Genomic DNA, 21,567 nt, shown 5'->3' with positions numbered 1-21,567 from the left:
GGAGAGAACAAGAAGTGAAAAACAATTGGATAATGAAGCAAACGTGGAAAGATTTACTGTTTATTCATTGGCCTGTGGATCCGGCATTTTTGGCTTCTTTATTGCCGAGTCAGTTAGAGCCTGATACCTATAACGGTCAAGCGTGGATTGCGCTTGTGCCTTTTACGATGACAGACATTCGATTCAAAGGAACGCCCGCCATGCCCATCTTTTCACGGTTATATGAGCTAAATGTGCGTACCTATGTTACATATAAAGGGGAAAAAGGCGTTTATTTTTTTAGTTTAGACGCAAGCAATCCACTAGGAGTATGGATTGCTCGTCAGTTTTTTCACTTGCCTTATTACCGCGCTGCTATGACATTCAACAAAACTCAGAACTATATTTCTTTTCAGTCAGTTCGAACGCACAAAGACTCAAAAAAAGAGCGAGTAAAGCTTACATATAGAGGTACTTCTCCGTCCTATCACAGTAAAAAAGGAGAACTAGCTCATTGGCTTACAGAGCGCTACTGCTTATTTACCACTCATCAAGGAAATGTCTACAGAGGAGATCTTTATCATGACCCTTGGGAGCTGCAAAAAGGAGAGTGTGAAATAAGAGATGATTCTCTCACTCAGCCTTTTTTGCGTCCGGCGGATCATCATGATTTAACTGTACACTACGCAAAGAAAGTAACCGCTTATTTTTACCCTTTTAAAAAAGTATAGGCATCAAAACAAAATTAAAAAATCTTCATAGCCTTCTTCTTTAAGCGTCTCTTTTGGAACAAAGCGCAGAGCCGCAGAATTTACTTGATAGTATTCGCTGTTTTCTTCTGTTAAAAGTAAACCTAGATAGTTATCTCCTTCTTTGCTTTTTAGCGCTGTTGAATGCTGCGCCGGCACTTTTTTTATGTTTCCGTATAAGATAGGGCGCTTAAAAATGGGCCAGCCTGTATGAGAAGGAAGCTGATCTGACGTTTTGAACAGTGCTTCTCCAGTTAGAAGGTCAACGTAAATTCCTTGTTTTTTGTTATTCCAATATAAATTTGTAAAAGGAGGTTCGGTACCGTTTTCCTGCGTAACAAAATATTGCATAGGCGTTAGAATCTTTTTAAGGTAAGAGCGGTCCTTGGGCCAATGCTGCGTCAGAAAATCAGTGCGCCCCGAGCCTTCTTTGTATAATTTATAGTGAAATGCATTTTTTCGATAATAATCCTGATGCTGTTCTTCGGCTTCGTAAAAAGAAGAAAAAGGTAAAATAGGTGTGACGATAGGATTGTTAAAACGTCCGCTTTGGGCAAGCTTTCTTTTAGAATCGAGAGCCGCTTCTTTTTGCTTTTCGTTATGATAAAAAATGATGGCTCGATACGATGGTCCGCGGTCTGAAAAACTGTCCGGCGGAATCCGTAGGGTCAATTTGCTGCCAATATAGGTTAAGCAGATCTTCAAACGTAATTTGAGAAGGATCCCATACGATTTGCACAGCCTCTACGTAGTCGTTTTTCTTTTCTACAAGAGCAGAAGCTTTAGAAGTGATTTGTTTATCTCTAGCGTAGCCCGAGCGGATACTGCTGATTCCTGTAAGCTGATCAAAAGGAGCGACCATGCACCAAAAGCATCCTCCTGCAAACGTTGCATATTCTTTCATATTACTTTCCTCTTTTCGTTGAATAAAATAAATGAAAATATATTTATATATTAAAATGTATAAACAAACAGAAAGCGCTTTATAATGAGTCTTGTAAGAAAGCACATTCTTATGGTATTATGACCACTGGATAAAAGAAAATGGCTTATTGTTTACGCGAGTATCCTTATTTTATGTTCTTAAAAAGATGCAGTTTATTGTTTAAGTACTCATAGAAATACATATGTTGGAGCAGTAAGAGGAACAATTAAAAAATAAGGACGTTTTGCTCTTAAACGATACCACATTCCAGAATCTACATACCAGTTTAGGAGGAGCTAGTTTGAACACAACCCGTTTACCATCTATGTGGGAAATAATGATTGTGCTTGCTTTATTTTTAGCTGTTGTTATTTCATTTGCAACTGTTTTTAATTTACCTATTCAGCTCGCTTTATTTATTTCATGGTTTATTGTTATGGCGCTAGGAGTACGACTTGGGTATACGTATAATCAGCTGCAAGGGGCCATTACAAGAGGAATATCAAACGGCTTAGAAGCTATTTTAATTTTATTAGCCGTCGGTACGTTAATTGGAACATGGATTGCCGGAGGAGTTGTTCCTTCTCTTATTTATTTTGGATTAGAGTTTATTAATCCAACATTCTTTTTACTTGCTACACTTATCATTTGCTCTATTACCTCGATTTCAACAGGAACATCTTGGGGAACGGTTGGTACAGCCGGAATCGCGATGATGGGAATCGGACAAGGCCTAGGTATGCCGCTTCCTTTAGTAGCTGGAGCTGTGATTTCAGGAGCTTATTTTGGAGACAAGCTTTCTCCTCTTTCTGACAGTACCATTTTATCTGCGTCAATGGCTCGAGTGAATGTTATTGATCACGTAAAAGCAATGTTAGTGTTGGATATTCCTGCTTACCTCATTACAGCAGTATTATTTACGGTAACAGGTTTTATGTATGGGGGAAAAGATTTTGATGCTGGACGGGTAGAAGAATTAAAATCTTCGCTGTTGGATACATTCCATATCAGCGGGTGGATGCTGATTCCGGCATTGGCTGTCATTGTTCTTTTAGCTTTAAAGAAACCTTCTCTTCCAGCAATTGCGATTGGTTCATTATTAGGAATTATATGGGCAGTTGTCTTTCAACATATGGATGTGGCGAGCGCATTTAATACGGCTTATGAAGGATTTAAAATTAATACCGACAACACGTTTTTAAGTGAGCTGTTAAATCGTGGCGGAATTTTAAGCATGGTAGGTTCCATTATTGTCATTATTTTTGGACTAGGATTTGGCGGGTTATTAGATGAGCTCGGTGTCTTAGAAGTCCTGCTATCTAAATTTGAAAAAATTCTTGTCAATTCAGGAAACGTTACAACTTCTACTATTTTCGTTGGGTTATTAGGAAATATATTTGGTTGTGCGATGTATGTTTCATTAATTTTAACACCGAAAATTATGGAAAAAAGTTATGATAAGTTAAGAATACAGCGTCTGGTGCTTGCCCGTAACTCAGAAGTAGGAGGAACCTTAACTTCTGGAATGGTTCCGTGGACGGATAACGGTGTATTTCTAGCTACAACGCTTGGAATTTCTACATTCGCTTATCTGCCGTTTATGTGGCTCAGTTTTGTCTCTATTATTTTAGCGATTATTTACGGATATACAGGGAAATTCATTTGGTACGTAAAAGAAGAAAAGCAGCGTTCTGCTATAGCAAAATAAAAGAGGCTGGGATAAAAGTGTTTTAGTGAAAGAAAAATCCGAACGATGAATGAAGATTCTTAATGAAGAATCAACTTCGTTCGGATTTTTTTATTGGTATGATAAACGTAGGTTTCATATATTTCGTTGCTTCTAGCTGTTGATTGAATTGATTTAGTTATGTCTCGAGCTCTTTTTAATCAAATCATTTCTGGGTATTCGATTTTCCAGTGAACATTTTGAAGGTAAAGTTGAACATCCGCCTTTTTTTTCTGCTGCAGAAGTTTCAGAATATGTCGGTGATGTTCATTCATTACATGTAAAATGGCGTATAGCTCTTTATTGTCATCGCTAAAGTACGTTTGTCTGATGAATCCGTCTTGTAAAGACATAAGCTGTTCTTTTAAGGTCACATTATTGCATCGGTTCAAATAGACTCGATGAAAATATGTTTGATATTTTTGATAATCCTGATAATTTTCTAATTCAATCGAAACATCGATTTTTGTAATAAGCTCATCCATCTCCGTAAAATCTTCTTCAGTTAAGTGATCAATCGACAGGGCAGCTGCCAGACCATCTAAAGCACCGACGATTTCAAATACTTCTAGTTTTTTTTGTGTATCAATTTCCTTTACAGTAAATCCTCTGCGCGGTCTGTATTCTAATAGGTTGTCTGAAGCTAATTTAATAAGCGCTTCTCTTACAGGCGTTCGGCTGACATTCAGCTGAGAACAAATACTGGCTTCATTTATTTTGTCGTTAGGCAGCAGTGTACCTTCTTGAAGTTGACTTGCTATGTAGTTATATACATGATCTTTTAATGAATGATAAATCATAGGCCCCTTGTTCATTGTTTCCCCCTAAAATAAATATCGCATCAGCCGTTCTTTCTGTTCATGTCATGGTGATGAAAGAGTATAAAAATAGCAAGAAAGAACGTACAGATGTAAAAATAATCATATCATATCACTTCATTTAATCTTAGTTAGAATATAAAAAATAGAATTATTGAAATATTTTTTACTATTCAATGTTGTAAAAAATCTGAAAAATGATATAATCGTAAAAAGATTTAAGAAGTGTATATTGTATACAATATACAAGATTCGTACATATCGAAGAAATAGAGCCTACTCCTGCAGAGAAGAGACTATAGAGAATATGTAAAAAAACCAAGTTTTTGTATGGGTTTACTATAAAAAGGAGGTACATAATGGGTGAGAATACAACATCTATGAATCAGTTACAAAGAAAAATGAAAAGCCGTCATTTATTTATGATTTCCCTTGGCGGCGTTATCGGTACGGGGTTGTTTCTTAATTCAGGCTATACAATTAATGCAGCAGGTCCTGGGGGAACGCTCCTTGCTTATTTAATCGGTGGATTAATTATGTATTTAGTCATGATATGTCTAGGGGAACTAAGCGTAGCAATGCCTGTGTCAGGATCATTTCAAGTATACGCTACAAAGTTTATAGGGCCGGGTACTGGTTTTGCGGTTGGGTGGCTCTACTGGCTGACTTGGGTGGTATCTGTCGGTTCGGAGTTTACAGCGTCTGGATTGCTTATGCAAAGATGGTTTCCTGACGTTTCCGTTTGGATATGGAGCGCGCTGTTTGCTCTTTTATTATTTGGTTTAAATGCAACATCTGTACGTTTTTTCGGCGAAACAGAATTTTGGTTTTCAAGTATTAAAGTATTAACGATTATTGTATTTATTATTTTAGGCGCAGCAGCGATGTTTGGATTCATTCCCCTTAGCGGTCATGAAAAAGCGCCGATGCTTTCTCATTTTACAGGAGAGGGTGGTTTATTTCCAAATGGACTTATGCCTGTATTAATTACAATGGTTTCCGTAAGTTTTGCTTTTTCAGGAACAGAATTAATTGGTATTACGGCGGGAGAAACAGAAGATCCAGAAAAGAACATACCTCGAGCCATTAAAAATATCATTTGGCGTACATTCTTCTTCTTTATCGGCGCCATGTTTGTACTATCTGGGTTGATCTCATGGAAACAAGCAGGAGTGTTAGAAAGTCCTTTTGTGACGGTGTTTGATCAAATAGGTATTCCTTATGCAGCAGATATTATGAACTTGGTTATTTTAACAGCTTTACTATCAAACGCTAATGCAGGCTTATATGCATGCTCGAGAATGCTCTGGTCATTATCCGATCAAAAAATGGTTAGCAGCTGGTTAGGGAAAGTAACGTCTAAAGGAGTTCCGTTTAATTCGTTGCTTATCAGCATGGGAGTGGCTTGTCTGTCCTTGCTGTCAAGCGTGGTTGCACCAACTACTGTTTACTTAGTATTAGTTTCTATTTCTGGATTTGCAGTGGTAGCTGTATGGATGGCTATTGCAGCTTCTCATTTTATGTTCAGAAGACGCTATATTAAAGAAGGAAATGATGTATCAAAGCTTGTTTACAAAGCTCCTTTATATCCTCTCGTTCCTATCTTAGCATTCGTTTTATGCTTTGCTGCTTGTGTAGGACTTGCTTTTGATAAGAGTCAGCGTATCGCATTATACTGCGGTATCCCATTTGTCCTTTTTTGTTATCTGTTTTATTATTTAAAAAGTAAAAAAGAAAACGGAAAAGATGACAGTCAGCCTATAGCAAAATAAAAAGCAGAAGACCTAGGTCTTCTGCTTTTTTGCATACAAAACACCCTATCCATCCGTACTGGTTAAGTGTCCCGCAACAAGCGAAATTGAATTGGATAGGGTGCGTATCTATATAGTAGAGAAAGAGGCGTCATTTGTCAAACTTATTTAGCGGCGCCTTATTTAAAAATAGAAAAAAGAAAAGTTTTCACTGTTTTTTCATTTTCACTATGTATAGTAAGGGATGTAAAGAAAAGATATTCGCAGCAGCACGTCGTACAAATCCATAGAACGTAAAAGAAAGGAGGAAGTCAAATGGCTAAGCGGGATGCGTATTTTGATAACGTGAAATTTATCTTAATTGTACTGGTAGTGTTTGGCCATTTGTTAACTCCCTTCATTAATGATGAACAGTGGTTACGAACACTCTACATATTTATTTATACTTTTCATATGCCAGCGTTTATTTTAATAAGCGGATATTTTGCAAAAGGATACCGAAAGAAAGGATATATGTGGAAGATGGCGAAGAAAGTATTACTTCCTTATATTATCTTTCAACTTATCTATGCGGTATACGATTATAAACTGTATGATGAATCGTCATTTGAAGTTTCAGTATTTCAGCCAGCTTGGTCACTGTGGTTTTTACTAAGTTTATTTTGTTGGAATGCGATGCTGTTCATTTTTACAAAGATCAAATATCCTTTAGCCGTCGCGGCAGTTTTAGGAATTATGATTGGCTTATGTGAACCGCTAGAAACAACGTTAAGTCTTTCTAGAACATTTGTATTCTTCCCCTTCTTCTTAGCAGGGTTTTATATGAAAAAAGAACATTTTAAAAAGTTGACGTCTGTTTCTTGTAAGAAAATAGCTGGAGGCACATTGCTCATTATTGCTCTGTGGATCCAGTACGTAGCACCGGATTTTGAGAAGGAGTGGCTATTTGGTTCAAAATCTTATGCCTCCTTAGGTGTAAATCAAGTAGAGGGAATGATCATTCGTACACTATTTTATAGCATCAGCTTAGCAATGACGGTTTCCTTTTTAGCTTTGATCCCTACACAGACGATGTCTTTTACATCTCGAGGTGCTCAAACCTTTTATGTGTATTTGCTACATGGATTTCTGATTAAATATATTCGCTTATCTTCTTTTGGAGACTGGATAGAAAGTGTACAAGGATACAGCATTCTTTTGATTGGAGCTTGTGGAGTGGCGTGGCTGTTGTCGAGTAAATACGTATCTACGATTGCAAGGCCTTTAATTGAGCTTAAACCGTTACCAACGCGCAAAAGTTTAAGTTTAGGTAAGTAATGAGAAATGGAAAAGGAGTTTAATGATGTCTAAAAACAAAATAATTATGATTATCGCAGCCGTTGTCATTATTGCTGCAGTAGCTATTGGTGCCGTAGCAATGAATAAATCAAAGGTAGTTGCTACCGTTGGTGATGAAAAAATCACAAAAGATCAGCTGTATGATGCTCTTCTTGCTCAAGGAGGATCAAGTGTCCTTGATTCACTAATCGAACAAAAAGTCATTTCAAAAGAAGCAGCTAAACAAAATATTAAAGTAACCGATAAAGAAATTAATGCTGAATTAGAAAACCTTAAAAGTCAGTACGGTGGAGAAGATGCACTAAATCAAGCATTAGCATCTAGCGGTGTAAAATTGTCAGAGCTGAAAAAAGATTTAAAGACGAATATTGAAGCAAAAAAAATGGTCGAGTCGACTATTAATATTAAAGATAGTGAAATGAAATCGTACTTTAATCAAAATAAAGATTCACTAGCTACAGAAGCACAGGTAAAAGCTAGTCATATCTTAGTAGCAGACGAAAAAACAGCAAAAGAAGTAAAGGCAAAGCTTGATAAAGGAGAAGATTTTGCGAAGCTAGCAAAAGAATATTCAACGGATACAGCTTCTAAATCAGATGGCGGAAACCTTGGATACTTCAAAAAAGGCGATATGGTCGAAGCTTTTGCCAACAAAGCATTTTCAATGAAGGTAAATGAAGTAAGTGATCCTGTTAAAACAGAATACGGTTATCACATTATTAAAGTAACAGGCAAAAAAGAAGCGCAAAAAGCAACATATGAAAACAGCAAAGCAAAAATCAAGCAAACGCTGCTTGATCAAAAATACCAAACAGAGTATCCAACATGGTTACAAAAGCTAAAGAAAAAGTATGATATTACAAACAAACTTGATTCATAAATAATACCTTAACGAAATGAGGGGATGGATATGAAACAAACAGCGTCTTATAGCAAATTAGAAAAAATCGTCGAACAATTGAAGCACAGAGGTGTACGAGCTGAAATATGCCGGCGTGTTGTAAAGGTCACAGAAACTGTTAATGGATCAAATCCTTCATATTCAAATCAAATCGTTAGTCATTCATAAAAGTACAAAAGATGCGAACGGCTGAACAGCAGTTTGCTCTCGTTCTTAATACAGGTAGGGAAAATTAAAATGAAAAGAGATCAGTAGAGGCAGCTTGTTTCTGCTGATTCTTTTTGTATAATAAAGTAAACAAAAGGATGCAGGGAAATGTATCAAACGAAGGAAGGAGTTACGCAGAATGAACGTACTGCTAGCAGAAGATGATTTGCAGCTAGGTGAATTAGTTAGTTATATGCTGAAGAAAAAAGGAGGCTATAACGTCGAATGGGTGACGGAAGGGAATGATGCATATGACTATGCATCTGAAGCACATTATGATGTGTTAATTCTTGACTGGATGATGCCCAATGGAGACGGAATCGATGTATGTAAACGTCTAAGAAAAGAAGGATACGCCGGGGCCATTCTTATGTTAACAGCAAAAGATGCGGTTCAAGATCGTATACAAGGCTTAGATGCGGGAGCGGATGATTACGTTATTAAGCCATTTGAAATTGACGAGCTGCTTGCAAGGCTTCGCGCTTTGGCTCGTCGTAATTATGCACCAATTTTAGAAGAAGAAGTAGAGATTGCCAGTATGATATTAAAAAGAGCAAGTCAAACCGTGCAGTTTGACGAGGAGTTTATTCAATTAAGTCCACGTGAATTTCAACTGCTAGATTTTTTAGTAAAAAACAAAGGACAAGTTCTTTCCCGGGATATTATTTTAGACAGGGTATGGGGATATGAATCAGATGTTTCGATTAAAACGATTGATGCGACGGTTAAACTTTTGCGAAAAAAACTAGAGAAATTTAACAAACAAGATCTTATTCAAAGCATTCGCGGAGTAGGCTACAAAATTGAAAGCTAAACTTCTTACGAGGGCTAAACAGAAAGTAAAGCAAGATTTATTCAGCCAGACGCAAAATCGTTTAACATTCCGATACAGCGCATTGCTAATGCTGTTTCTGCTTTTATTCGTATTTATTGTTTATGCATTGGTGTATGTGGTTGTATCCAATAGTCAGCAGCAAAACTTAAATAGCATGTTAAAACAAGAGTCTCGAATTGTCCAAAGCATCTTAATTAAACAAGCGGTAAACAGTTCGAATCAACAGTCGAAAGAAGAGTATAAAAACATTGTCGTAGCCGGTGAAGATCAGTTTTTTTATTATGTCATCAGTCCTGAAGGGGACCTTATTATGGGCAACGAAGCGAGTGAGCGTCTTCGCTCTAACTTGTTAGATTTAATTGATGGATGGATCCCTATTGAAAACGAAGTGCGAAAAGAACGAATAAAAGCCCCGCGTCCTAGTTTTGAGCACATTGAAGGAGTAAAAGGGCAAAACGGGGAAGGCAAAATAGATATTGATTTAATGATGGCGGGGGAACCTATTTTTTATAAAGGCCAATTTTTAGGGATGCTTTATATTGGAAAAGACGTTTCGTTTCTTTATCAGCTGTTAAAGTGGCTCCTCATTATTATGCTGAGCCTTACGGTACTGTTTGTAGGAGTAGCCATTTATATCAGCCGCTTAATGTCAAAACGTGCCATGGTCCCAATTGAAACAGCTTTCCAAAAGCAAAAAGAATTTGTGGCGGATGCATCCCATGAGCTAAGGACACCGCTTAGCGTTATGCTTTCTTCTATCAACGCTTTAGAAATGCAGGAGGAAGTAACAGAAGATCCCTTCTCTAAAAAATTAATTAATAATATGAAAGCTGAAGTGAAGCGGATGACGAGTCTCGTCAGTGATTTACTTACGCTTGCACGCTCAGACTCTAATAAAGTAGAAAAAGCAATGATGCCATTTGATATTACAGATGCGGTACAAAAGGTAATGGAATCGGTTGAAACTCTAGCGATTTCTAAACATATTGATTTGCAGCTGGATACGCCTGAAAAATTAGTTGTAACTGGAGATCAAGAGCGTCTCACTCAGCTGATTTACATTTTGTTAGACAATGCGATTAAATATACGACTCCTCATGGAAGTGTAAACATTCAAGTGGTTCAGCACGGGAGTGAATGTACATTAAAAGTACGTGATACAGGGGTTGGAATTCATCCCGACGAAAAGGATCGAATCTTCGACCGCTTTTATCGTGCTGATAAATCCCGATCCCGTCAAATGGGAGGTCACGGGCTAGGCCTAGCAATCGCTAAATGGATCGTAGAAACACATAAAGGCAAAATTGATGTAGAAAGTGAACAAGAAAAAGGAAGTACATTTACAGTAAGGTTGCCAATGTCACAAAAAGTAAAAAAGAGTTAAAAGAGACTGTGACAAAATTAGTTGAAGGAAGATCCGAACGAGTTTGATTCTTGATGGAGAATCAAACTCGTTCGGATTTTTTTATGGTTAGAGTGGAGGTAGGTTTCATTTATCCAATTTGTTCGACCGTTGATTTAGTTATGTCTCCATCTCTTTTCAGTTAGTGAAAGTGACCAAATGAAAAAGAAAAGTTTAGACAAAATGGCGAATGAAAAAATCGGATAATTCAGTTATATTAACTGACGTAATAATCAGTCTGTGTGTCAGGGTTCTTTACAATGATAAAGACTTTTTAAAGGAAACAGTGCATGATAGAACAATAGCAGACTACTTCGTTTAACAAAAAGATGAAGTAAGTAAAGGGGAGTTTGATAATATGTACGATTTAATTATTCGGGATGGTTCGGTCGTGTTAGAAGACGAAATAGTAAAAGCGGACATAGGTGTTAAAAAAGGAAAGATTGCAGAAATAGCGCAAGGTGTTAGCATACCAGCAAAAAAATACGTAGATGCTAAAGGCAAATATGTTCTGCCTGGAATGATTGATATTCATGTGCATTTTGATGAACCGAGCCGAGACCATTGGGAAGGGTTTGACTACGGTTCAGCATCTATGGCCGCAGGAGGCTGCACTACATATTTTGATATGCCTTTAAACGGCGTTCCTCCTACCGTAACAGAAGCAGCGCTGTGGGAAAAGAAAAAGCTGGCTGATCAAAAGTCAGTAGTAGATTACGGTCTATGGGGAGGGTTGGTTCCTGGTAATAAAGAAGAATTAGCCAAAATGGCTCATTCGGGTGTAATAGGTTTTAAAGCATTTATGTCAGAAGCAGGTTCTGAATTTGATTTCTCAGATGACCTCACATTATACGAAGGAATGAAAGAGATTGCAAAACTAAATAAAGTGCTTGCCCTGCATGCTGAAAGAAATGACTTAATACAAAAGCTTGAACAGGCTAAACAGAAGCAAAAGCAAACGGCTATTAAAGATTATTTAGAAACGCGACCGGTTGTAGCAGAAGTAAACGCAGTAAAGCAAGCGCTTGAGTACGGTGAAGAAACGGGATGTCCGCTTCACTTTGTACACATTAGCAGCTATGAAGCAGTGCAGCTTATTACGGAAGCAAAGAAGAATGGAATGAACGTTACGCTGGAAACTTGTCCGCATTATTTACTTTTTACAGAGGAAGACTTTGAAGAAATTGGCGTAACGGCTAAGTGTGCACCTCCTCTTCGCAGCAGGAGTCAAAAAGAAAAATTATGGGCATGTATTCAATCAGAGGAAGTAGATATGATTTCTTCGGATCATTCTCCTTGCCCGATTGAGTTAAAAACAGCTCATCAGAATGATTTATTTAAAGTTTGGGGTGGAATATCAGGCGGTCAGTACTCTTTGCAAGCAATGATTAGTGAAGGAGCGATCACTAGAGGGATTTCTCTTTCTCACATTTCAAAGCTTGTATCAACCAATCCAGCTAAACGATTCGGCTTATATCCCAAAAAAGGAAGCATTTTGCTAGGAGCCGATGCGGATTTGGTTATCGTTGATCTGGATCAAACTGAAAAAGTGACAAAAGAAGGAATGGTTTTCAAACATAAGCACAGTATATATGAAGGAACGGTATTTAATAGCGTTATTTTAACTACCATTAATAGAGGAACGATTGTATACACTAAAGAAGAAGGTGTGTTTCCTCTTCACAAAGGACAAATGGTAAATGGTGAATACGTAAAATTGTAGGCACAGTGAAAAAAGAGATGAAAAATAAACCTTTTATCTCTTTTTTTACATAAAAAAATGAGGATGACTTATATTAAAAGTATTACATAGGTGAAAAAAGAGTATCTACTATAACAAAAGAGACATTTTTAAAGAAGGTTTTATTATTTTAAAAAAGTATATTTTTGATTGAGGGAAGCATAATTTAAAAAGAATAAAGCTTCTTTTTAAATATAAAGAAAAATTCCCCAAAAAGAAAAATATTATCTGGTTGTATGAAAAGTAGATAATCAGATGCTTTGTAATCAAGGGTTTTGTATAAAAAAATTTTCAAAAAGATATTTTAAGAAAGGAAATCTTGATTTAAAGCTTTTTATAGGTGCAATTTTATAATGAAAAACCGTATATTATGCACTCATTGTAAAATTCTGATATTGACAGAATCATTTTATAAGAATAAAATTTTCTTGTTTCTATTTTTTTATATCATCATAATTTTTTGACAGTTTTGTCTATGGTGGTTTACGGTTGAAAGAGAGGTTAAGGAATATGTCGGTAGAGAGAGAAAAAGTGTATGAAACAGTTCCTCAAAAAGGATTCTTCGGACATCCTAAAGGTTTATTTACCTTGTTCTTTACAGAATTCTGGGAGCGTTTTTCATACTATGGAATGCGTGCGCTACTTGTATTGTACATGTACGATACAATTGCAAACGGTGGATTAGGAATGGAACAAGGAACCGCTTTAGCGATCTTTTCTATTTATGGTTCTCTTGTTTATATGTCTGGAATTATTGGCGGTTGGATTGCAGACCGCATTTTAGGTACGTCTAATACGGTGTTTTACGGCGGTATATTTATTATGCTGGGGCATTTAGTGCTTGCATTGCCAGCAGGTGTAACAGCGCTGTTTATTTCAATGTTCTTGATTATCATTGGAACAGGTTTATTAAAACCAAACGTTTCAAGCGTTGTGGGCGATATGTATAGCCCGACTGATAACCGTCGAGATGCTGGATTTAGTATCTTCTATATGGGTGTAAATGCTGGAGCATTTATCGCGCCGCTAGTTGTTTCAACAGTAGGTGAAAAGTATAACTACCACTTAGGTTTTGGAATCGCGGCAGTAGGAATGCTTTTAGGTCTAATTGTATTTATGGCTACACGAGGTAAAAACCTAGGGCGTGCAGGTAGACAAGTTCCAAACCCTTTAAAACCAGAAGAGCGCAAAAAAGTTTTTGGTACTATTGCACTTGCTGTAGTTGTACTTGCTATCTTTATTGTACTGACTTCTTTAGCAGGTATTTTAACAGTTGAAGGCGTTATTTTATTTGTAAGTATTTTAGCGATTGTTATTCCTATTATTTACTTTGTGGTTATGTATAAGAGTCCCAAGACAACAGCTGATGAGCGTTCACGCGTATTAGCTTATATCCCTCTTTTTATTTCTGGAGTAATGTTCTGGGCAATTCAAGAGCAGGGGTCAACAATTTTAGCAACGTATGCAAAAGATCATACACAGCTAACGTATGGCGGCTTTAAAATTCCAGTTGGCTGGTTCCAATCGTTAAATCCGTTATTCATTATTATATTTGCCCCAGTTTTTGCAGCACTTTGGGTGAAATTAGGAAACAGACAGCCTTCTACACCAAAGAAGTTTTCATTAGGACTTTTATTTGCAGGGCTTTCTTTCCTTGTCATGGTTATCCCGGCTAGTATTCATGGAAACGAAACGTTAGCGAGCCCGCTATGGCTAGTATTAAGCTTCTTCTTAGTTGTAGTTGGAGAGCTTTGTTTATCACCAGTAGGGCTATCAACTACCACAAAACTAGCACCTGCAGCGTTTTCTGCTCAGACAATGAGTTTATGGTTCTTAACAAGCGCAGCGGCGCAGGCAATCAATGCTCAGCTTGTTCAATACTATGAAAACATTTCGCAAGTTGTTTATTTTGCTGCATTGGGCGGAGTGTCGGTCATTTTAGGTGTAATTGTACTAATGATTTCGCCAAAAATTCAGCGTTTAATGAAAGGTGTTCAATAAAAAAAACCGTCCTTAAGGGCGGTTTTTTTTATGATTTATTTGAAAAAATATTCATGAAGGAGGCGTATGTCTGATCGTCCTCACCCTCATAGAACGCAAGATTTAAAAGTCTGTTAAGTTCGTTTGTTGATTTTTCAGTTTCTGCAATAATTTGATGCATATGAGCAATCTTAGACATGGATCCGTTGCCATAAGCATTTTTAATTTGATTTAATGTTAAATGAAGCGATAAGACCTCTCGGCGAAGAGCTTGTCTTAATTCAGAGGAAGCAGGGATAAAAAAGCGTTTATAAAAATAACTGGCTTCTTCAAACACCAATTCTCCATTCTCTAGCTCTTTAGACGCAATTTCTTTAATCTCTTGATCGTCTAATCGACTGGCCGCTTCTTCGATAAGAAATCCAAAAATAATAGCTGTATCTGGTTTTAACATATAATAACCTCCATTATTATAAAAAAGAACTATGTAGTTTATATGTATAGAGAGAAAGGAAAGAATATTCATAGTAATTCACTAATCAGCATAGACAAAAAAATAAAAAATATTCTTTTATAGGCAAACTAAAATTATTTCAAAATAAATTTTTTATAATTAAACATTTTTTCCATATTAAAGGATTATTTTGACTTTCCAAAAGAGATGAATAGAATAAAGAGGGTTCTTAGTACCTATATAAAAAGAAAATTGATAAAAGATATTAAATTCAGAAATTTCTACCTCTTTATAACTAAAAAATTGCTCTACTAAAATAGTTGACAGCAGAAATAGATAGGCATAAAATATACTATTGTCAAATGAATTAGCAAGCTATTCATAAAAAGTTAACGGACATTTGAATAATATGAGTAATATCCATATAAGGTATCAATTACTTAAATCTAACCAACTTGTATGCTTGTCATACAAGTCTACAGAAAGGAAGATAGTCGTATGCGCAACGTATTTTTTACAGATAATGAAACAATTGAAACGACTTTACGTGGGAAAGAAATTTTAGGAGCTCCAATGTTAAACAAAGGAGTAGCTTTTACAAAAGAAGAGCGTAAAACGTTAGGATTAGAAGGTTTACTTCCTCCAATGACTTTAAGTTTAGATGAGCAGGCAAAACGTGCATATGAGCAATTTTTAGCTCAGGCAGATAACCTTGGTAAGAATGTGTATTTAAACGATTTACAGAACCGTAATGCTGTATTATTTTATCGTTTATTGCAAGATCACTTAAAAGAAATGCTTCCGGTTGTTTATACACCAACAGTTGGACAAGCAATCCAAGAATACAGCCACGAATATCGCCGTCCGGGTGGCGTATACTTGTCAATCGATAATGTAGAAGGCATTGAAGAAGCTCTTAAAAATATCGATGCAAATAGTGAAGACATTGATTTAATGGTTATTACAGATTCAGAAAGTATTTTAGGAATTGGTGACTGGGGCGTTGGTGGTATTAATATTGCTATCGGTAAATTAGCCGTGTACACAGCTGCAGCAGGAATCGATCCAAGCAGAGTACTTCCAGTTGTTCTTGATGTAGGAACAAACAATGAAAAATTATTAAATGATCCTTTATATATCGGAAACCGCCATGAACGTATCCGCGGTGAGCGCTATGATCATTTCGTAGATCAATTTATTTCAAAATCTCTTGAAATATTCCCTAATGCACTGTTACACTGGGAAGATTTCGGTAATGTAAATGCTCGTAATATTATTAACAAGTACGGAAAAGAAATTCTAACGTTTAATGATGATATTCAAGGCACAGGTGCCGTAACGCTTGCCGCTATTTTCTCAGCAGTTCAAGTGTCTAAAATGCCACTTCGTGACCACCGTGTTTTAATCTTTGGACCAGGTACAGCAGGTATCGGTATTGCAGATCAAGTACGTGATGCAATGGTATTAGACGGGATCACAGAAGATGAAGCATACAAAAACTTCTGGGCAGTCGATTTCCGAGGCCTTTTAACAGATGACATGGACGACTTATTAGGTTTCCAAACGCCTTATGCACGAAAAGCAGAAGAAGTGAAGGACTGGAACCGTGAAGAAGACAAAATTTCTCTTTTAGAAGTTGTCAGACAAGTTAAGCCAACAATCTTAATTGGTACGTCTGGTGTAGCAGGCGCATTCTCAGAAGAAATCGTAAAAGAAATGGCGAAGCATGTAGAACGCCCAGCTATTTTACCAATGTCAAATCCAACTCCGCTTGCGGAAGCTACTCCTGAAAACCTATTAAATTGGACAGAAGGAAAAGCACTTGTAGCGACTGGAAGTCCGTTTGAACCAGTTAACTACGACGGTGTGGAATATGAAATTGGTCAATCTAATAATGCTTTTGTTTTCCCTGGTCTTGGTCTTGGATCAATCGTGGTAAAAGCAGAAGTTATTACAGACAGCATGTTCGCAGCATGTGCACACGCTGTAGCTCAAATGGTAGACAGCAGCAAACCAGGAGCTTCATTACTACCACGCGTAGAAGAATTACGTGAAGTATCATATAACGTTGCTTTAGCGGTTGCTAACGCAGCAATTAAAGATGGCGTTGCAAAAGAAGTTCCAACAGATGTAAAAGCGGCAGTAAAAGCAGCAATGTGGGAACCAACATACAAAGAAATTAAAGCTTTAGAAACAGTAAATGCTTAATTTTTAGATAGAAAAAGCACAGCTTCTTTTTTCAGAAGCTGTGCTTTTTTTAGTTACAAAAAGAATTCTTAAGTTACATAACGTATATAGTTTTTTTAAACTTGTGTATGATTCTCTATATTAGAACCACAGGGGGTTATGAGATGAATACAGCACGTAAATTGGAAACGTTTACTCAAGATTCACAGCCTGAAAATAAGGGTTTTTGGAACCGAATCAACAATATTAAAGTAGGAGTTATTCCTCTACCGCTATACGTTTTACTTGCATTAATTGTATATGGCGCGGCCGTTTACAACGAACTTCCTCCAGATATGATTGGCGGATTTGCGATTATTATGGTAATGGGAATGCTACTTGGTGATTTAGGATTAAAAATTCCGATTTTAAAAGATATTGGCGGACCAGCTATTTTATCACTGCTTGTACCTTCCGTATTAGTTTTTTATAATGTTTTAAATCCCGCGTCTATGGAAGCGGTAACAACTTTGATGAAAACATCAAACTTTTTATACCTTTATATTTCTTGTTTAGTAGCCGGAAGTATTCTGGGCATGAACCGTAAAGTTTTAATTCAAGGCTTTACACGTATGTTCGTACCGCTTGTGTTAGGTACGCTAGCCGCTGTAGCTGCAGGCGTAGCCGTTGGGATGTTATTTGGTTACGGAGCAAAACATACATTTTTCTATATTGTTGTACCAATCATTGGAGGAGGAATTGGTGAAGGTATTTTACCGCTTTCACTTGCTTATTCTCAAATTTTAGGTAGTTCAGCAGAATCTTTTGTGTCGCAAATGATTCCAGCTGCTGTTATTGGAAACATCGTTGCTATCGTATGTGCTGGCTTAATGAAACGTCTAGGAGAGAAAAAGCCAGAATTAACAGGTAATGGAGTTCTTGTGAAGACAAAAGGCGGAGATGGCATCTCAGAAGATACAAATATCAAGAAACCAGTAGATTTTTCGTTAATGGGCGCAGGTCTTTTAATTGCATGTAGTTTCTTTATTTTTGGAGGCTTAGCACATAAGTTTTTAGGAATTCCAGGTCCAGTTTTAATGATCGTAGCGGCAACGCTAGTCAAATGTTTACAAGTAATGCCTGCTAAGATGGAGCAAGGTGCTTACCATATGTACAAATTCATTTCTACGAGCTTGACATGGCCGTTAATGGTAGGCCTAGGAATTTTGTATATTCCTCTTGAAGATGTAGTGAAAATTGTGACACCAGGTTATGTAGTCGTATGTGCAGCAGTTGTTATGGCTATGGTAGCAACCGGTTATTTTGTAGGTAAAATGATGAAAATGCATCCGGTGGATGCAGCAATTGTAACCGGCTGTCACAGCGGTTTAGGAGGTACGGGAGACGTAGCGATTTTATCAGCTTCCAACCGTATGTCACTTATGCCATTTGCTCAAGTAGCAACAAGACTTGGAGGCGCTTCCACTGTTATTTTAGCTACGCTTCTTATGAAACTTTTAGGAGTATAAAATCAAAACAAAAAAGCAGCTCGGTTCGTACGAGCTGCTTTTTTTGTCTTATGAAACACTAACAGGTTTTAAGATGAATTCTTCCACAACTTTTGCCACACCGTCGTTCATGTTTGTATCTGTTACGTGGTTGGCTTTTTCTTTAATATCTTCAGGAGCATTTCCCATTGCTACGCCAAGTCCAGCAAATTCAATCATGGCAAGATCATTATAACTGTCGCCAATAGCAATCACTTCATCACGTGTAATGCCAAGCTGTTGAATTAATAAATGTAAGCTTGTCCCTTTTGTGACACCTTCTTCTGTAAATTCAAGGAAGTATGGTTTAGAGCGCATTACGCTTAGCTCTCCTTGAAGCTGCTTTTGAAGTTTCTTTTCCACATGAACTAGCTTTTCCGGCTCTGCCAGCATGAGTACTTTTACAACAGGTTCTGTAACGGCATCAGTAAAAGATGAAACAACACGGATCGGCAGACCTGTAATGTCACTTTCAATATCCGTAAATTTATTTTCTACTTCGGTTATAATTTCATCTCCAACGTACGTATGAATTAAGACGCCTTCTTCGCGGCTAATATCGTCGAGACGTGCAACAGTACGCGGAGATAAGGTGCTGCTAAATAGCTCTTCATTTGTTAAGCAATTAATAATTTTCGCCCCGTTAAACGATAAAATAAAGCTTCCGTACTTTTCTAACTCCAGTTCTTTGGCGATGTGAACCATTCCGTAAGTTGGTCGGCCAGAAGCAAGTACAACTTTTACTCCCGATTCTTGCGCCTTCATTAATGCTTCTTTTGTGCGGGGAGAAATAGTGTGATCATCGCATAATAGTGTGTCATCCAAATCTAAAACAATCATTTTGTAAGGCATAATTTTAAATTCCCTTCTTCTACTAGACTCATATCTTCATATGGTACTATAAAAAAACGTTTGATTCAATTTAATGATTTTTTGAAAAAAAGAAGCATGCGTATACTTTGTTTGAACGCCTCGTAAGTAGATGAAACAAAGAACTTGAGACATAGCTAAAACAGCCCAATCAATAGCTAAAAGCAATTAAACACATGAAAGCTACGTTTACCATGACAACGAAAAAATACGAAGTAATAATCAATCATTTTAATTATTACTTCGTATTTTACTTCGACTAAAATTCTTTTATTTCAGCCTCTTGATTAGTAAGCTGCTAGAGTTTGATTCGTTTTCTGAGCATCTCCTTCACTGAAAGCTTCTTTTAAGAGCGTATAAGACCGCTTTTTTTGTTCAAAATCTTGAAGAGCAGTAAGAATAATAAATTCATCAATAGAAAATGCCTGTTTCAAAGCTTGGAGCTTTTGACGAACGGTTTCTTTTGTGCCGTATATGACGTTTGCTTCTTTTTCTTCAATTCGATAGCTTTCTTTAGACTGCTGAACAAATTCTTCCGCTTTTTCTTTGGAGCCTAATGTAGCGGATTTCCCACTTTGTAAGTATACTTTAAATATTTTTGTGCTGGATGCTAATGCTTTTGCTTCTTCTACGGTATCCGCTACGATGACGGAAAGGGCAACGACAAGCGAGCGTGCATGGGATGAAACGTGCTGATTATAGACGGAAATCGCTTCTTCTAGCACTTTTTGATCACCATTAATGAATTGAGCAAATACATAAGGAAGATTTAGAGATGCCGCTAGCTCTGCGCTTGAAGCACTTGCTCCCAGTAAAAACATATCTGCTGCTTTTTGGGGCCTTGGATAGGCTTTTAAACCGTAAAGAGGGTGATCTTCCGGCAGCGTATCGTTTAGGTATTGTTTAAGTTCTATCAGTTTGTCTGTTAAGGACTTAGTGGGCTGAGAGTTTTGTTGCAAGGCTTGAGTAGAATGAGGTAGTCCTCCTGGTGCTCTGCCGATTCCAAGATCGATGCGATTTGGAGATAATGAGGCTAAAACGTTAAAATTTTCTGCTACTTTATAAGGGCTGTAGTGTTGAAGCATAACACCGCCTGAGCCGATACGGATATGATGTGTTTTGGCGAGCAGGTGAGAAATTAACACTTCGGGTGATGATCCTACAACATGTTCAGAGTCATGATGCTCCGCTACCCAAAAACGGTGGTAGCCAAGTTCTTCTGCTAGCTGAGCTAATTGAATGGTATGCTGAAATGCATCTTCAGCACGCTCACCTTCATAACGCGGGCTTTGATCTAAAATACTTAATTTCACTGAAAACACTCCTTAAAGTTGATAAAAAAGGTAAGAATAATTGGGATTAATTTTAGCAAAGGATTTTCCAGATGAAAAGAGTTTTTTTAAAGAAAAATATTTTTTGAAAAATAAGTTGACTTTGCCATTTTGAGGCTATATAGTTGAATCATCAAATAGAAAAGCCGATAAAACAACTTGGATAAATAAGAATTGAGTGAGTATGTTTCAAAGACACTTCACTTCATTCTCCGGTTTTATCAAAAAAACAGTTAAAGCTGATTGGTCTACCAAAGGCTCCTGAGGAAACTCTAGGAGTCTTTTTGCTGTAAAAAGGAGGGGGAAAAGGTGAGCGATGTATGTATTTTATATAACGGAAGCTCTCATAATTATCAACAAATAGCCTCAGTGAAAGATGAGCTAGAAGCTTGCTTAACCTCAAAAGGAGTGCACGCCGAAGCTATCTCGTATCATGATGTACACGCTTTGAAGCAGGAAGCGCAGAAAGAAGTAAAGGCATTTATTTCGAAAATGAACCAAGCTAAAAGCATTGTCGTTCTGTTATCGGGAGTAAATGAAACATACGTAGAATCTTTTGAACGGCTAACAAAAATATTGCCAGAAGATTTATTGTATAAAAAAATACTTCTGCCAATTCTTATTGGTGAAAATGTGAATTCTTTACTAAAAGCTAAGTATGATTTAAAACTTTTAGCGTCTTTTTTAGGTAGACCTTACTGGCTCAGCAGTCTTTTTCTACTGCATGAATACGTCTCTTTTACAGGTATTAACAATGCGAATGCCAAAAGTCGTTTAAAGGAAGCGGTGGATGAGCTGATTTACAAAGGTAATCTATCCCTTCAAACATTTATAAAATGAGGTGAAG

17 protein-coding genes and 1 pseudogene are annotated in these 21,567 nt (G+C 37.1%); 13 read left to right on the top strand and 5 right to left on the bottom strand.

All coding sequences use genetic code 11. The features are described 5' to 3' along the window. Nucleotides 1–14: 14 nt before the first annotated feature. A complete protein-coding gene (locus ACRPLQ_RS16595) occupies nucleotides 15–710 on the top strand; it encodes a YqjF family protein (protein WP_165635942.1) in 696 nt (231 codons plus the stop codon). 3 nt (nucleotides 711–713) lie between these two features. Here the strand turns inward: ACRPLQ_RS16595 and msrA are convergent. Continuing rightward, nucleotides 714–1,632 (bottom strand): annotated as a pseudogene (msrA, locus tag ACRPLQ_RS16590) (peptide-methionine (S)-S-oxide reductase MsrA). Nucleotides 1,633–1,954: 322 nt separating this feature from the next. Here msrA and nhaC point away from each other — a divergent pair. Continuing rightward, on the top strand, nucleotides 1,955–3,361 hold the full coding sequence (gene nhaC / locus ACRPLQ_RS16585; RefSeq protein ID WP_114895101.1) for a Na+/H+ antiporter NhaC: 1,407 nt from the start codon (nucleotides 1,955–1,957) through the stop codon (nucleotides 3,359–3,361). A 179-nt stretch (nucleotides 3,362–3,540) separates the two neighbouring features. Here the strand turns inward: nhaC and ACRPLQ_RS16580 are convergent, their stop codons facing one another. Next, a complete protein-coding gene (locus ACRPLQ_RS16580) occupies nucleotides 3,541–4,194 on the bottom strand; it encodes a GntR family transcriptional regulator (RefSeq protein ID WP_430078519.1) in 654 nt (217 codons plus the stop codon). A 362-nt stretch (nucleotides 4,195–4,556) separates the two neighbouring features. Between ACRPLQ_RS16580 and ACRPLQ_RS16575 the strand changes: the two genes are divergently transcribed. From ACRPLQ_RS16575 to ACRPLQ_RS16540, 8 genes are all read left to right on the top strand, one after another. Next, nucleotides 4,557–5,969, top strand: coding sequence for an amino acid permease (locus ACRPLQ_RS16575; protein WP_034269273.1), 1,413 nt, complete (start codon nucleotides 4,557–4,559; stop codon nucleotides 5,967–5,969). 294 nt (nucleotides 5,970–6,263) lie between these two features. Further along, nucleotides 6,264–7,265 (top strand): acyltransferase family protein, encoded by a 1,002-nt coding sequence (locus ACRPLQ_RS16570; protein WP_033578795.1) that lies wholly within the window; start codon nucleotides 6,264–6,266, stop codon nucleotides 7,263–7,265. A 25-nt stretch (nucleotides 7,266–7,290) separates the two neighbouring features. Beyond that, the gene (locus ACRPLQ_RS16565; RefSeq protein WP_033578796.1) at nucleotides 7,291–8,166 is read left to right on the top strand and encodes a peptidylprolyl isomerase; all 876 of its coding nucleotides are present in this window, start codon (nucleotides 7,291–7,293) and stop codon (nucleotides 8,164–8,166) included. A gap of 30 nt (nucleotides 8,167–8,196) precedes the next feature. Further along, a complete protein-coding gene (locus ACRPLQ_RS16560) occupies nucleotides 8,197–8,355 on the top strand; it encodes a hypothetical protein (protein ID WP_155017217.1) in 159 nt (52 codons plus the stop codon). 178 nt (nucleotides 8,356–8,533) lie between these two features. Continuing rightward, nucleotides 8,534–9,208, top strand: a complete 675-nt coding sequence (locus tag ACRPLQ_RS16555; RefSeq protein WP_028413601.1) for a response regulator transcription factor — start codon at nucleotides 8,534–8,536, stop codon at nucleotides 9,206–9,208. Next, nucleotides 9,198–10,613 (top strand): sensor histidine kinase, encoded by a 1,416-nt coding sequence (locus ACRPLQ_RS16550; RefSeq protein ID WP_047751108.1) that lies wholly within the window; start codon nucleotides 9,198–9,200, stop codon nucleotides 10,611–10,613. Before ACRPLQ_RS16555 ends, ACRPLQ_RS16550 begins: the two co-directional genes overlap by 11 nt. A gap of 376 nt (nucleotides 10,614–10,989) precedes the next feature. Beyond that, nucleotides 10,990–12,354, top strand: a complete 1,365-nt coding sequence (locus ACRPLQ_RS16545; protein ID WP_063247284.1) for an allantoinase — start codon at nucleotides 10,990–10,992, stop codon at nucleotides 12,352–12,354. A gap of 528 nt (nucleotides 12,355–12,882) precedes the next feature. Then, a complete protein-coding gene (locus ACRPLQ_RS16540) occupies nucleotides 12,883–14,373 on the top strand; it encodes a peptide MFS transporter (RefSeq protein ID WP_033578798.1) in 1,491 nt (496 codons plus the stop codon). Between the two features lie 28 nt (nucleotides 14,374–14,401). Here ACRPLQ_RS16540 and ACRPLQ_RS16535 read toward each other — a convergent pair whose 3' ends face one another. Continuing rightward, nucleotides 14,402–14,806 carry a hypothetical protein gene (locus tag ACRPLQ_RS16535; protein ID WP_048021248.1) on the bottom strand — a complete coding sequence of 135 codons (405 nt, stop codon included), beginning with the start codon at nucleotides 14,804–14,806 and terminating at the stop codon, nucleotides 14,402–14,404. A gap of 498 nt (nucleotides 14,807–15,304) precedes the next feature. On the opposite strand from ACRPLQ_RS16535, the gene ACRPLQ_RS16530 reads away from it, so the two are divergent. Beyond that, nucleotides 15,305–17,014, top strand: a complete 1,710-nt coding sequence (locus ACRPLQ_RS16530) for an NAD-dependent malic enzyme (protein WP_034269256.1) — start codon at nucleotides 15,305–15,307, stop codon at nucleotides 17,012–17,014. A gap of 143 nt (nucleotides 17,015–17,157) precedes the next feature. Continuing rightward, nucleotides 17,158–18,501 (top strand): 2-hydroxycarboxylate transporter family protein, encoded by a 1,344-nt coding sequence (locus tag ACRPLQ_RS16525; protein ID WP_028413595.1) that lies wholly within the window; start codon nucleotides 17,158–17,160, stop codon nucleotides 18,499–18,501. 48 nt (nucleotides 18,502–18,549) lie between these two features. Here the strand turns inward: ACRPLQ_RS16525 and ACRPLQ_RS16520 are convergent, their stop codons facing one another. Both ACRPLQ_RS16520 and ACRPLQ_RS16515 read right to left on the bottom strand, forming a co-directional pair. Beyond that, nucleotides 18,550–19,371, bottom strand: a complete 822-nt coding sequence (locus ACRPLQ_RS16520; RefSeq protein WP_063247285.1) for a Cof-type HAD-IIB family hydrolase — start codon at nucleotides 19,369–19,371, stop codon at nucleotides 18,550–18,552. Between the two features lie 305 nt (nucleotides 19,372–19,676). Further along, a complete protein-coding gene (locus ACRPLQ_RS16515) occupies nucleotides 19,677–20,702 on the bottom strand; it encodes an MsnO8 family LLM class oxidoreductase (RefSeq protein WP_165635946.1) in 1,026 nt (341 codons plus the stop codon). A gap of 327 nt (nucleotides 20,703–21,029) precedes the next feature. Between ACRPLQ_RS16515 and ACRPLQ_RS16510 the strand changes: the two genes are divergently transcribed. Beyond that, nucleotides 21,030–21,560, top strand: coding sequence for a hypothetical protein (locus ACRPLQ_RS16510; protein WP_028413593.1), 531 nt, complete (start codon nucleotides 21,030–21,032; stop codon nucleotides 21,558–21,560). Nucleotides 21,561–21,567: the final 7 nt, after the last annotated feature.

This window comes from Priestia sp. TRN 1309, assembly GCF_050846875.1.
In the GTDB taxonomy this organism is placed as follows: domain Bacteria; phylum Bacillota; class Bacilli; order Bacillales; family Bacillaceae_H; genus Priestia; species Priestia zanthoxyli.
Note: the sequence above shows the minus strand (reverse complement) of the source record. Positions and strands in the feature narration are given on the sequence as shown.

Bases quoted from the DNA above. Each gene is read 5' to 3' on its own strand.
- ACRPLQ_RS16580 (WP_430078519.1), bottom strand. From the start codon at position 4,194: ATGAACAAGGGGCCTATGATTTATCATTCATTAAAAGATCATGTATAT.
- ACRPLQ_RS16575 (WP_034269273.1), top strand. From the start codon at position 4,557: ATGGGTGAGAATACAACATCTATGAATCAGTTACAAAGAAAAATGAAA.
- ACRPLQ_RS16570 (WP_033578795.1), top strand. From the start codon at position 6,264: ATGGCTAAGCGGGATGCGTATTTTGATAACGTGAAATTTATCTTAATT.
- ACRPLQ_RS16565 (WP_033578796.1), top strand. From the start codon at position 7,291: ATGTCTAAAAACAAAATAATTATGATTATCGCAGCCGTTGTCATTATT.
- ACRPLQ_RS16560 (WP_155017217.1), top strand. From the start codon at position 8,197: ATGAAACAAACAGCGTCTTATAGCAAATTAGAAAAAATCGTCGAACAA.
- ACRPLQ_RS16555 (WP_028413601.1), top strand. From the start codon at position 8,534: ATGAACGTACTGCTAGCAGAAGATGATTTGCAGCTAGGTGAATTAGTT.
- ACRPLQ_RS16545 (WP_063247284.1), top strand. From the start codon at position 10,990: ATGTACGATTTAATTATTCGGGATGGTTCGGTCGTGTTAGAAGACGAA.
- ACRPLQ_RS16540 (WP_033578798.1), top strand. From the start codon at position 12,883: ATGTCGGTAGAGAGAGAAAAAGTGTATGAAACAGTTCCTCAAAAAGGA.
- ACRPLQ_RS16535 (WP_048021248.1), bottom strand. From the start codon at position 14,806: ATGTTAAAACCAGATACAGCTATTATTTTTGGATTTCTTATCGAAGAA.
- ACRPLQ_RS16530 (WP_034269256.1), top strand. From the start codon at position 15,305: ATGCGCAACGTATTTTTTACAGATAATGAAACAATTGAAACGACTTTA.
- ACRPLQ_RS16525 (WP_028413595.1), top strand. From the start codon at position 17,158: ATGAATACAGCACGTAAATTGGAAACGTTTACTCAAGATTCACAGCCT.
- ACRPLQ_RS16520 (WP_063247285.1), bottom strand. From the start codon at position 19,371: ATGCCTTACAAAATGATTGTTTTAGATTTGGATGACACACTATTATGC.